The sequence below is a fragment of the Leptolyngbya sp. BC1307 genome, assembly GCF_002286735.1.
Classification (GTDB): Bacteria; Cyanobacteriota; Cyanobacteriia; order Phormidesmidales; family Phormidesmidaceae; genus Phormidesmis.
Map to the genome: position 1 here is coordinate 18365 of NZ_NRTA01000026.1, position 12416 is coordinate 30780.

Annotated in this window: 12 protein-coding genes and 1 pseudogene; 7 read left to right on the plus strand and 6 right to left on the minus strand. The window is 53.5% G+C overall.

Annotated elements, in window-relative coordinates; translation table 11 throughout:
- Positions 1-487 precede the first annotated feature (487 nt).
- The 4 genes and pseudogenes from CKL79_RS23905 to CKL79_RS14240 all read left to right on the plus strand — a co-directional run.
- Positions 488-739, plus strand: a pseudogene (locus CKL79_RS23905) (DUF1830 domain-containing protein); the annotation flags it as partial.
- 445 nt (positions 740-1184) lie between these two features.
- On the plus strand, positions 1185-1619 hold the full coding sequence (locus tag CKL79_RS14230) for a DUF4079 domain-containing protein (RefSeq protein WP_121970248.1): 435 nt from the start codon (positions 1185-1187) through the stop codon (positions 1617-1619).
- Positions 1620-1655: 36 nt separating this feature from the next.
- On the plus strand, positions 1656-2240 hold the full coding sequence (locus tag CKL79_RS14235) for a hypothetical protein (RefSeq protein WP_121970279.1): 585 nt from the start codon (positions 1656-1658) through the stop codon (positions 2238-2240).
- A 24-nt stretch (positions 2241-2264) separates the two neighbouring features.
- Entirely contained in the window at positions 2265-3005 is a 741-nt protein-coding gene (locus CKL79_RS14240; RefSeq protein WP_121970249.1) for an ABC transporter ATP-binding protein, read from the plus strand.
- 31 nt (positions 3006-3036) lie between these two features.
- On the opposite strand, the gene CKL79_RS14245 is transcribed toward CKL79_RS14240, so the two are convergent.
- A complete protein-coding gene (locus CKL79_RS14245; protein WP_240518864.1) occupies positions 3037-3777 on the minus strand; it encodes a response regulator transcription factor in 741 nt (246 codons plus the stop codon).
- A gap of 428 nt (positions 3778-4205) precedes the next feature.
- On the opposite strand from CKL79_RS14245, the gene CKL79_RS23910 reads away from it, so the two are divergent.
- Complete coding sequence (locus tag CKL79_RS23910; RefSeq protein ID WP_121970251.1) at positions 4206-4454, plus strand: DUF6761 family protein; 249 nt, start codon at positions 4206-4208, stop codon at positions 4452-4454.
- Positions 4455-4644: 190 nt separating this feature from the next.
- Here CKL79_RS23910 and grxD read toward each other — a convergent pair whose 3' ends face one another.
- The 3 genes from grxD to CKL79_RS14265 all read right to left on the minus strand — a co-directional run bounded on the left by grxD (position 4645) and on the right by CKL79_RS14265 (position 6039).
- The gene (grxD, locus tag CKL79_RS14255) at positions 4645-4968 is read right to left on the minus strand and encodes a Grx4 family monothiol glutaredoxin (RefSeq protein WP_121970252.1); all 324 of its coding nucleotides are present in this window, start codon (positions 4966-4968) and stop codon (positions 4645-4647) included.
- Positions 4969-5030: 62 nt separating this feature from the next.
- The gene (locus CKL79_RS14260) at positions 5031-5282 is read right to left on the minus strand and encodes a BolA/IbaG family iron-sulfur metabolism protein (RefSeq protein ID WP_121970253.1); all 252 of its coding nucleotides are present in this window, start codon (positions 5280-5282) and stop codon (positions 5031-5033) included.
- Positions 5283-5442: 160 nt separating this feature from the next.
- A complete protein-coding gene (locus CKL79_RS14265; RefSeq protein WP_121970280.1) occupies positions 5443-6039 on the minus strand; it encodes a hypothetical protein in 597 nt (198 codons plus the stop codon).
- A 151-nt stretch (positions 6040-6190) separates the two neighbouring features.
- Here CKL79_RS14265 and CKL79_RS24215 point away from each other — a divergent pair, with 151 nt between their 5' ends.
- A complete protein-coding gene (locus tag CKL79_RS24215) occupies positions 6191-8320 on the plus strand; it encodes a S8 family serine peptidase (protein WP_121970254.1) in 2130 nt (709 codons plus the stop codon).
- 21 nt (positions 8321-8341) lie between these two features.
- On the opposite strand, the gene CKL79_RS14275 is transcribed toward CKL79_RS24215, so the two are convergent.
- Positions 8342-9019 (minus strand): lysophospholipid acyltransferase family protein, encoded by a 678-nt coding sequence (locus tag CKL79_RS14275; RefSeq protein ID WP_205879098.1) that lies wholly within the window; start codon positions 9017-9019, stop codon positions 8342-8344.
- A gap of 232 nt (positions 9020-9251) precedes the next feature.
- Positions 9252-9815, minus strand: a complete 564-nt coding sequence (gene tadA, locus CKL79_RS14280; protein WP_276300345.1) for a tRNA adenosine(34) deaminase TadA — start codon at positions 9813-9815, stop codon at positions 9252-9254.
- A 111-nt stretch (positions 9816-9926) separates the two neighbouring features.
- On the opposite strand from tadA, the gene pcrA reads away from it, so the two are divergent.
- Entirely contained in the window at positions 9927-12287 is a 2361-nt protein-coding gene (gene pcrA / locus CKL79_RS14285; RefSeq protein ID WP_121970255.1) for a DNA helicase PcrA, read from the plus strand.
- The last annotated feature ends 129 nt before the right edge of the window (positions 12288-12416 follow it).

The following is a 12416-nucleotide window of genomic DNA, read 5'->3' on the forward strand; positions in this document are numbered from 1 at the left end:
TAAGTTATCAGGCGCGGATTGCCTTCGGCGCTCTGATTGATCGGATTGATCGGGTTGATCGGGGAAATTATTGCGATTTGTGTACTTTTATTACGGCAAGTTTCGTTTATTCCATCCATTAACAAATCTTTAAGCGTCAAATTCGCTGGGTTATGAGAGCCTCTGCTGAGCAGCTCTGAGAAAGGGATTGGGCCTAAAAGTGGTCTCAAAGGCAGCCGCTAGAGAAATCTTGAGTTAAAACTTCAGTCCTATTGATGATGAGGCTCGGTGGACGCTTTGGGTAGGCTGGAAAGAGGCCATTTCCCATCGAAAGCAGTGGGGTGCTGGCACTTGGGTTTTAGCACCCGCTTAGCACCTGAGTTACGTTGATTCGGTGCGGTGGCAGATGATTGGCTTGGTATTCGTTTTTACAGTCATTGCTATTGCCAGGTGCTAGCCTCATGTTCAATGTGAAGTCTTGCAGGCAGTTTCTCTCTCGTCCTTACCCATGGCTCAAATCCTTGACTCGCTCCCCTCTGACGACGCCGAAGTCATCCTTTGCTGCTACGTCAATGCCACCAGCAAAATTCAGATTGCGCGTATTACCAACGTGCCTGACTGGTATTTTGAGCGGGTTGTATTTCCGGGCCAGCGGCTGATGTTTGAATCGGTAAGAGCAGCCCATTTAGAAATCCATACCGGGATGATGGCTAGCTCTATTCTCTCCGATACCATTCCTTGCGACCAGCTAGTGATCGAAGCGCAAGGGGAGGAAGAGGTAGTCGAAGGTCCGCCCGAAGACGAGGCCGGACACAGTCAGGTAGAAGTCGCCCATCCGTATGCGGTTCAAGGAGCAGCTAAGAAAAACGAGGTTACAGGATCTGTTCCTTCTGTCAGTGGTGCAGTTATCAGTAGTACAGTCACCAGCAGTGCGGTTGCCAGCAGTGCAGTCAGTAGCGCTGGGCCCACTGTAGCTGCGGCGATCATGAAGCCTTTCTAAGTAGCCGCTCCAAGTGGAGAATCGCTAACTCAGCCCGGCTTGTGACAGCGATTTTAAGCGGCTCCTTGAAATTATTGTTCAAATTTCCTTTCCTGGTAAAGTCATTTCGGAGCTAGAAGATCTCCTGAAGATCTCCTACAGACGTAGAAAGCGCTCTACTAAAGATGCTATGTCTGTAAGCAAATGTCTTAGCAACGGGTGATTTGTGGATCTTCCTTCCTTCATCTGGCTCTGGCGCATTGCCGCCTGGTCTATGGGTCTTTCGCTGACGACTTATGGCTTGCTCGCCGTTAGCGGCGGTGCTTTGCGCTATACCCGTCTGGGCGATCGCCCCCGTCCCAGCTGGCTACGACCGGCTCACTACTTATTAGGCAGCGCTTTAGTCGGCCTGGTGCTATTGCTGCTCTCCATCGGCATTGTCGGGACTCTGGGTGAATATGGTCGCTTAGGACATTCTGTGCATTTGCCTGTGGGACTGACTGTCGTGGCGCTGATTTTAGCTTCGGCTTGGAGCGCTAGCCGGATCAGCCCAGAGCGTCCCTGGGCGCGGAAGGCGCATCTTACGCTTAACGGCATTTTGCTATTTTCTCTGGTGGTGGTGACAGCCACTGGCTGGAGTGTCGTTCAAAAATATTTATGATGGGGTAGATAACTCTTGCCGCCCGAGTCGCTGCTAATGACTTCTACTCTGCCAAAAACGGAAAGCCTGCCAGAAACGGACAGCTTTAGAATTTCGCCGCTGATTCAGCTGACGCTGATGTCTCTCTACATTGCGCTGGTCGTGCCTTTGCCGTTTTTAGCCGCAGTTACGCAAGCACCTGTTCCGCCCGCGCTGCTTTGGATTGGCATAGCTTTGGGCGGAGCGGCGCTGTCCGGCATTTTGAGTGAGCGGGTACGGGTAGATGCAGAAGGCATCGCGGTGACTTATCCAGCATGGGTGCGCGCTTTTGGGCGTCGGGGCTGGGCGTTACAGTGGGATGAAATTACGGCGCTGAAGCCGCGATCAACTGGGCAGGGCGGCATCGTCTATTACTTTCTCAATCAGGCGGAGGACAGAGCTTATCTGCTGCCGATGCGGGTAGTCGGGTTTGCTCGCCTAGTGCGTTACGTAGAAGCTAAGACCGAGATTGATACTCGCGATGTCAGGCCGCTGTCTCAACCCTGGATGTATGTAATTTTATTAGGGCTAACGGCGCTGCTGCTGTTAGTAGATATTTGGACGATTGCGACGGCCAGCCAATTTGTACCGGGCAGCTGGTAATCGCCCTATCAGGAGATCAGCCCGGTGACCATCTTAAAGTTTGAGCAGGTAACGATGAGGGCAGCAGCTGGCCCGGTCGAAATTCTCAAAGATCTCAGTTTTGCCGTTGAGCCGGGTGATTTTGTGGCGCTGGTTGGGCCTTCGGGATCGGGCAAAACCAGTCTGCTACGGTTGATCAACCGGCTTTCTGAAGTCAGCCGAGGCACCATCTGGTTTGCCGGTCAAGATATTCAGCAGCTGCCGGTGGTCAGTTTGCGGCGTCAGATTGCTTTGGTTAACCAGGAGAGCCGACTGCTGGGCATGAATGTTAAGACGGCTCTGGGCTATCCGCTCCGGCTACAGGGTCGCCCGACTGCGGAGATCGCAGCAGCCGTGAATCAGTGGGCTGAGCGGCTGAATATTCCAGCGGACTGGATGGATCGCACGGCGGTAAATCTATCATTGGGGCAACGGCAGCGAGTAGCGATCGCCCGCGCCCTGCTTAGCGAACCCAAAATCTTACTGCTAGACGAACCGACTTCTTCTCAAGATGTGGGCTACAGCGAGTTTTTGCTCGCTCGTCTGGCTGACTGGGCGACTCAGGGCAAGCTCACTATCATTATGGCCAACCATCAGATCGATCTGGCCGCTCGCTATGTCAACCGGCTGTGGCACCTCAACGACGGCAGGCTGATCGCTGATCTACCGGCTGACGCGGTAGATTGGGGCCAACTGCGCCAATCACTGGTAGCAGCCGAGCAGCAGGCTCAAGCTGACTGGTCTTAGGCTGACTGGTCTCAGACTGACTGGTCTTAGGCTAGGCGGGTTTGCTGTGGGCGATCGCCATCGCCTCTATTGATCTATCCAGCGGCCCAACACAAATGCGGTAGCCCACGTTTCTCACCGTCTGAATCAGATCAGGATGACGCGGGTTAATCTCTATTTTTTTGCGCAGCGACAGCACATGCGTGTCCACCGTACGCGGATTGTCAATGGCATCCGGCCAGGCACGGCGCAGCAGATCGATCCGGCTGAGCGGCTCACCTTCGGCCTGAGTTAAAACATATAGCAAGCTAAATTCTTGGGGCGTCAGATCGACGAATTCACCCATATAGCGCACCCGACGCTGCACCAAATCAATGTGCAGATCGCCGCAGTCAATCGCCAGAGGCGTCGTAATATGGCGACTGCGACGAGTCAGCGACTCCACTCGCGCCAAAAACTCCTGCATGCCAAACGGCTTTTTGAGATAGTCGTCGGCCCCGGATCTTAGTCCGGCCACCACATCGGGTTCGGTCGTACGGGCAGACAGCATTAAAACCAGCGGGTGGCCCTGATGGCTGAGCCACTGGCACAGCTGTAGCCCCTGCCCCCCGGCAAACTCTGCCTCTAACACGACGAGGCTAGGCTGCTGCATCTGGAAAACGTCTCTCGCCGCCACCATATCAGCACACTGCTGCACTTTATAACCAACCTGCTGCAAGTTCCAACTCAGCAGGGAGCGCAAGTTTAAATTGCTTTCAACAACTTGGACATTGATATCAATAGAGGCGCTCACAGAATACATAGCGCAATAAATGCTGCTGCTGACAGATCTTAATGAGCAAAAGCCTAACAGAGCCCCTGTGCGACTTCTGTAATCGAGGTTACGGGACACGATCATCCGATAAAACATACTCTGATTGAGTTCGTAAGTCGGCTTAGCCCTGTTTGACCTGATAAAATAGAGTCAGAGCGCTGAATGATTCGAGCAAGCTTGATAGGTCAACAGTAACCGATCCAATCCCTATATGCGTTGACTTAACGAGTTGATTTTACTAGCTTAAAACTGGGGGATCGGGAAGGGTTCAGCCAGGGCTCGGCGGCTACCCATCGAGGTTGAGAGCCGCTTAAGACCGGGTCTTTTAGCGCACGTACAAAAGTTCACATACGTTCCGACAGACATTCGATACAGATCAGTTTCAGTTAAATGAGGCTCGCAGACAAATGCTTCAAGACGTTCGCATTATTCGCTATTATCAGCGAATGACTGACACCCTCATAGATTATTGGCATAAGGGCTATCGTACCGACGAGCTCAGGCTATACATTGAGGGATATATTACTTCCATGCGCCACTCTGGTGCCGCAGAGTCCTATTTAGTCAATAAGTTAGAACAAGAAGTTTTGCGGTTTTTACACGATTCTTCTAATTTCGCAGTGACTCAAACAGAGGTAGAAACTGACTACTATTAGGCGACCACCTCAGCAAAGTGAAGGTTCAAAGCGAATAGGGTTAAAACTGAATAAGTAGGCGCTTTGCAAAGAGCCATTGAGAATCTGACTATTCACAGTAAAAAAGCGCGCTGGCACAGTCAGAAAACTGGCTAACACGCTTAGTGATGAATGACGCTAGCAGTATCAACGCTGACGGTGCTTAGTACGATTAGGAAGCGATCGCTACCTCTACCGTCTCTTGCAGGTTACCTTCCTGATACATCTTGATTAAGATATCTGAGCCGCCAAGAAACTCACCATTGATATAGACCTGAGGAATGGTGGGCCAGCTAGAGTACTCTTTGATACCCTGGCGAATTTCAGAATCGGCTAGAACATCTACGGTTTCGTAAGGGACACCTAGCATGTTCAAAATTTGGACGACATTGTTAGAAAAGCCGCACTGAGGCATAAGCTTGGTGCCTTTCATAAACACCATAATCTTGTTCTGCTCAATGAGGTTGTCGAGTTTAGCTTTAGTTTCTGGAGACATTGCGATAATCCTGAAAAATGATGACCTTGTAAGTTTAGCGAGCTTAGCTAGCATTGATGCAGCTAGCTAGCAGCCGCGACTTCACCCGGTGTATGGGTCTCTAAAGAAAGCGCATGAATGGCCTCAGAAGTCATGGCTGCCGCCACTGACTGATAGACCAGCTGATGGCGCTTGACCAGGCTCAGCCCTTCAAAGGCAGAAGATATGATGGCTACCTGGTAGTGATCACCGCCGCCTGTAAGATCTTGAACCGCGACTTCAGCGTCGGGCAGGCTAGTGGTGATCATAGATTTTACTTGGTCGGGGCTGATCATACGCTCCTTCTGTAAAGTCAATTGTCTTACCCATTATGGCGCAATTTTCCCATTAACTGACAGCTGATTGCCTCAGCCAGCGGTGTCAGCCTTCGATAGTAATTTTATTTTTTGTTCATCTAAGTCAAAGTATCTATCGAAGAGCCTTAGCGCTTAGCGGCTACTGACCCGGCGCGTTGTATGGGACGGCGACAAAGCCCAGTTCATAGAGCTGCTGGTAAGCCTGCTGACCTAGCGGGCGAGTGGGCTGCTGGCTATTGACGACTTCGACTAAGAGCGGCACGGCCAGATCGGGGCGGCTCTGGGCACGATAGACTACGGCTAGCTGATAGCTGGCCTGGTCACGCACCTCAGCAGACTCTCGCGCTAGGTCTCGTAAACCGCTGTTGACGCGGCTGTCTACACCGACAAATACGCCAGAGAGATTTTGGTAGTAGGTGGAAACGTCGTTAAGGGCCTTGCGAGCGGCGACCAGCTTTTCGGCGGCCAGGGTGTAGTTTTGCTGAGTGATCGCACTTTCAGCCTCGCTCATCAGCGACTGGCCAGCAGCGATGCCAATCAGACTAGACGATTGTTCTATGGCGCGGGTAGCAGCTGGAGCCTGGGCCGGGGGCTGAGTCTCGGCGGGCGGAGTGTCTCCAAGCTGGGCCTGAGCCACGAAGGGAACGGCGATCGCACCGACTATCGTACTGGCAACAGCGACGATGGCCGCTTTGGGTAACGCGCCAGACAGCAAAGCTCTAACAGTGGAAACCATGATGTCAAAAACAGCTAACTTTAGGGAATCTAAACTAGAGTAGGGCATCGAGTCCGCCATTGTCGCCATCCGATGTGACTCTTAGCTAAGTGGATGTGCCTGGCACCGGGTCACTAAAGGATCAAACTGTCCGTAGTATTAGCTTTTAACTATGACTTCATCGGGGCCTTCATCAGGTGGAGCGTCGGGTCGACCTTCTGGCGGTCAGGGCGTTTTGCCAGGCAAAGAAGGGGTGATTTTGCAGCGCGGCGGCGAAGAGCTACAGCTCTACAAGGTGAGAAATCGCCTGACCTTTTACCTGAGCGACCCAGCAGATTTGTCTGAACTAGTGGCACAGGGGCAGCCGCAGCAAGTCAGAAATATCACCCCTCAGACGACAGACCAGGGGTCAGTTGTGATCGAATGGCAATTGCCTACTCAGCGATTAGAAGCGGTGCTCGCAGAGTTAAGAGCGGCTCCCCCGGTGCTCTATGCCAGCCATGTGTATGAACTGGCCTTGAGCCCAGGCACCTATGTGTATCTAGCCAATCAGCTGACGGTGCAGTTTACCGACGCGCTGCCGGTGGCTCAGATCGAGGCGATCGCCCGCAGCATCGGCATCGTTCCGACTCGCGTGCTGGCAGGCAGCAGCAATACCTACTGCTTTAGGGTCGGCCCTACCGCCCAAGAAAATCCGCTGAAGCTGGCCAATCGGCTCGCTCGTAACCCTAACGTTTTGCTAGCTGAGCCGAATGTGATTATGGCGATCGCGCCGCTCTATCGCCCGAGCGATACCCGCTACCCTGAGCAGTGGCATCTTTTCCACCGGGGCGGGCCGGGGCTGGCGGCTGGCTCTCATGTCTCTGCCGAACTCGCCTGGGATATTACTCGCGGCAGTCGCTCAGTGACTATCGCCGTCACTGACGATGGCTTCGATCTAGCTCACCGCGATCTGCAGGGACCCGGTAAGATTGTCGCCCCCCGCGACCTCAAAAATAAAGATGGCTTACCGATTCCTCGCCACAATGAAAATCATGGGACAGCAGTAGCCGGTGTTGCTTTAGGAGAAGAAACCGGAGATGGCATTGTTGGCATCGCCCCCGGCTGCAGCCTAATGCCGCTTCGGACAACCGGCTTTTTAGATGACGACTCGATTGAGCAACTGTTCGATTGGGCCATTGAACAGGGCGCAGATGTAATCTCTTGCAGCTGGTCACCTGCCTCTGTTTATTTCTCGCTGTCTCGGCGGATTAGCCAGGCGGTCAACCGGGCTGCAACTCAGGGGCGCAACGGCAAAGGCTGCGTGGTGGTGTTTTCGGCGGGCAATGCCAATCGCCCGGTAGAGGGCAAAGTAGAGGAGTCGGGCTGGCCTCGCAATCTCATTAAGGGATTAACCAGCTGGCTCAGCGGCTTTGCGGTTCACCCAGATGTGATTACGGTCTCGGCCTGCACCAGTCTCAACCAGAAGGCGGCTTACAGCAATTGGGGTCGTCACATTTCGGTGGCCGCTCCGAGCAACAATGCTGCCCCTAATATGGCGCTCTCTACCGGTACTTTTGACACAGGGCCGCCGATTCAAGTGCAGCTATTAGGGCGCTCTGTGCTGACGAGCGATCGCACGGGCGACCAGGGCTACACGACTGACGACTTCACCGGCTTTGGCGGCACTTCTAGCGCCTGTCCGCTAGTGGCAGGCATCGCCGGTCTGATGCTTTCGGTCAATCCCGATCTAACAGCGGCTGAAGTTAAGCAGATTTTGCAGAGCACCACCGACAAAATTATCGACAAAGCTCCCGATCCGCAGCTGGGGCAGCGCTACGGCACCTACGATAGCAACGGGCATTCGTTCTGGTTTGGCTATGGCAAGGTGAATGCCGCCGCCGCTGTGAAAGCAGCTCAGGCAAAAGCGCTGCGCGATCGCACCCTCCACCAAACCCTCACTGTCCAGAATTCGACCGCTTTCCCTATTCCTGACGATGCCCCTAACGGCATTCGCAGCGCCCTCGATATTTCCACAGGCGGCAGCCTACAAGACATCAAAATATTCATTCAGGCCGAACACGAATTTCTTAGCGACCTCAGCTTTACGCTGATCACTCCCCAGAACCAGTCTGTATTGCTACAGGGTCGCACCCTGGGCCGCCAAACCCGGCTGCAAAGAACCTACTCGCTGGTGAACACGCCCGCACTGCGCCGACTGATCAATACAGAAGTGAAGGGCCGCTGGCAGCTACAGGTGATTGACCATGTTCCTGAGCATACCGGGCAGCTACAGCGATGGGACTTAATACTGGGCATCTGAACTGGGCATCTGACGACCCGCCTACTCTGAAACGTCAGCTAGATTGGTCAGTGCAGCTTGCAAATCGGCGGTGAGCTGTTTAGAACGCAGTTTGCCTTCTCCGGCTTTGTATTCGGCCACGGAGATAGGCTTACCAATACGAACTGTCACCGTCCCTAGCCAGCGGGGGCACAGCTCGCTGTATTTCAGGCTAATCGGAACAATTTTGACATGTAGGTGAGGGCGGCTGCGCTCGGCGCGAAGGGCAATGCGGGCGAGTCCAGGTTTGAGTGGGTGGATGCGATCGCGGTAGATATTTCCCTCTGGGTAAATCACCATCATCTCGCCTGCTTGCAAGAGCTGAACCCCGTGTCGCAGCGTCTGTACAGAAGGCTTGCGGACATGCACCGGAAAGCCACCGAGCCGCCTGATAAACCAGCCCTGAATGCCCAAACATTCATCAGCCGTCACCATAAACCGCAAATAGCGACCGGCCTGCTTACCAATCAACCCAACCAGCAGCGGGTCCCAACGAGACTGATGCGTCGGCGCTAGCACGACCGGCCCGTCCTGAGGAATATTTTCCTGCCCCGTGATTTCAATCTGGCTAAAATAGGCAGGCAGAATGACTTTTTCACCCAGCGTATACATGACCGGCGCGAGCCAGGGAGAAACGCGGGACTGCGCGGAGTGGCAAAGAGGGTCAGCAGGAAGCGTCATGTCACCAGAAAAATTTATCAGCATGGCTGAAAGAGAGACGCCCCCAAAAAAAGCGCTAGCAAAGAATGTACCAATTGATACACATCCGTCAATAATTGACCTAGCATAGTCGGCTGCCGGCTGTCGCTTGATGCGCAAGCTGACAGTTTCGACTCTGGCTTGCCGCGACAGCAACATTTCAGATAGCTTGCAGGCGCTCCTCACCTTAACAGGCGTATCCGCATCGAACCTGCTAGCGTCGCTGCTGAAACCAGCGCTGTAGCTGCTGACGGCAAGGCGATTCTAAGATTCCACCCAACACGGTCAGACGGTGATTAGAGCAAGGGCCATCTGGCAGGTTTATCACTGAACGCACAGCGCCTGCTTTGAGATCGTCAGCACCGTAGACCAGCAAGCCCAAACGCGATTGAACAATGGCCCCCGCGCACATCGGGCAAGGCTCTAAAGTGACGTATAGGGTGCAGTCATTCAGGTGCCAGTTGCCCAACTGCCTGCCTGCTGCGCGTAAGGCCAAAACTTCAGCATGGGCGGTCGGGTCATGGTCGCGCTCTTTGCGATTGGCGGCAGCGGCCAGCAGCTGATTGTCTGGCCCGACGACGATAGCAGCAACGGGGACTTCACCGGCTTGACCGGCGGCTTCTGCCAGAGCTAAAGCTTGTATCATCCACTGGCGGTGGCGCAGGTAGATTTCACTGCTCAGCGCGGGTGGCGGAATGCCTAATGACGCTGCTAGGCACGCGGTATCTTGGTCGATGCCCAATGGCGGATCGATAGATAAATCATCAGGTTCAGTCATGTCGGGGGCTTTCCTTAGCGTTGCTCTACGGATTTCGCACAGTAGGGGTTTATATCAAGTGCCATACTAGGGATAAGCAACCTAGCCGCGACTTGCCCCTTAATAATTAGTATGGTGACCACCGTAGATTTTCTCAATCAGCTCAATCCCTCCCAGCGTCAAGCCGTCGAACATTTCTGCGGGCCGCTGTTGGTGGTGGCCGGAGCCGGTTCAGGAAAGACCCGCGCTCTCACCGCTCGGATTGCTAATCTCATTCTCAACCGCCAGGTCGATCCGGCCAATATCCTAGCGGTGACCTTTACCAATAAGGCCGCGCGGGAGATGAAGGAGCGGATTGAGCGGGTGTTTGCAGAGCAGGAGGCGCTAGCGCGTCACAGTAAGCCTTTGCACATGCTCTCTGGATATGAGCAAGTACAGCTACGCTCCTACGTGTATAAGAACTTTTTGAAAGAGCTGTGGATCGGCACGTTCCATTCACTGTGCTCACGCATTCTCCGCTACGACATTGAAAAGTACCAGAGCCCGGCGGGCCAGCGCTGGACGCGCACCTTTTCTATTTTTGATGAATCGGACGCTCAGAGCCTGGTCAAAAGCATCGTCATCGGTCAGATGAATCTGGATGACCGCAAGTTCAACCCGCGCTCAGTGCGCTTTGCGATTAGCAATGCTAAAAACCAGGGGCTAGACCCTGACCAGTATGAAGCCGAAAATCCTAACTTCAAAGGTCGCAATATTGCTGAGGTGTATCGCTACTATCAGCAGGGTCTTTCAGCCAACAACGCCCTCGACTTTGACGATTTGATTCGGCTGCCAGTGCAGCTTTTCCGCCAAAACCCGCAGGTGCTCGACTACTGGCATCGCCGCTTCCGTCATATTTTGGTCGATGAGTATCAAGATACCAACCGGACTCAGTACGATCTGATTCAGCTTCTAACGACCAATGGCAAAGGCAATCAGAATTTTGATGACTGGAACAATCGCTCTGTGTTTGTCGTAGGCGACGCTGACCAAAGCATTTATTCGTTCAGAGCAGCAGATTTTACGATTTTGATGGGCTTTCAGTCGGAGTTTGGCGATCGCCTCCCCGACGACGAGACCCAAACCCTGGTCAAACTCGAAGAAAACTATCGATCTACTTCTAACATTCTCGATGTTGCCAATCACTTAATCGAAAACAACACCGAGCGCATTGACAAGGTGCTGCGGGCTACCCGAGGCGAAGGCGACGCGATTTTCTGCCACCGGGCCGACAACGAGGCAATGGAAGCAGAATATGTAGTGAGCCAGATTCGCAATCTAGAGCTAAAAAATCCTGAGCTTAACTGGCGAGACTTTGCCATTCTCTACCGCACCAACGCTCAGTCCCGAGCGCTAGAGGAAGTTCTGGTTCGATTTGACATTCCCTACCGGGTAGTGGGCGGTCTACGCTTTTACGATCGCCGCGAAATTAAAGACATTTTGGCCTACATGCGGCTGGCTGTGAACCCGGCAGACAGCGTTAGCCTGAAGCGAATTATCAATACGCCCCGGCGCGGCATTGGCAAAACGACGCTAGACAATTTAGAAAAAGCGGCGGCTGAACTGAGCGTGCCGCTGTGGGACATTATTAAAGACGAGACTTCGGTGAAGACGCTGGCAGGGCGGGCAAGTAAGAGTGCGATCGCCTTTGCCAGAATGGTCAGCAGTTGGCAGGAACGCGCCGAAACCACCTCCCCGACTGAGCTGGTTCAAGAAGTGCTAGAGAACACTGGCTATTTAGAAGAGCTAAAGAACAAAGGCACCGAAGAAGATCTCAACCGCATTGAGAACATTCAAGAGCTTTATAGCGCAGTAGTGCAGTTTGAAGAAGAAAACGAAGACGCCACCCTGATGACGTTTCTCGCCAATGCCTCGCTCAATTCTGACAACGACGATGGCAAAGAGGAAGACAACAAGGTCACCCTGATGACGCTGCACGCTTCCAAGGGTCTGGAATTTCCTGTCGTCTTTTTAGTCGGCCTAGAACAGGGCCTATTCCCTAGTTTTCGCTCTCTGGAAGACGCCGCCGCCATTGAAGAGGAGCGCCGTCTTTGCTATGTCGGCATTACCCGCGCCCAAGACCGGCTGTTTATCTCCCACGCCCGCGAACGCCGCACCTATGGCGCGATGCGAGAGGTCTCTACACCCTCTATCTTCCTCAGCGAACTCCCTCGCGACTACATCATGGCCACCGTACCTAGTGCCCTCCCTGAGCGCTGGACATCTACCACTCGCGAAGCCAAACTCAAAAACCCTCAGCCCAATCTCAACAAGCCTGGCACCCACGAAAACGATTGGAGCGTCGGCGCTTCAGTGACGCATAAAGCCTTTGGCGAGGGCAAAGTCACGCACATCTTTGGGGCGGGTAACAAGATTTGCTTAGCGGTTCACTTCCCCGGCATCGGTAAAAAGATCATCGATCCTAGAACAACCACGCTAGATCGGCTTGGGTGAAACATCTTTTGAGGAAATTTAGCGAAGAATCGGCAGAATCACGGCCACTTGTCCACTATCGTCTCTTCTATTCTCAGAGGAAGCAGAATGAGTACTGTATTTGACTTGCTAGACCGGATTCGAAAAAAT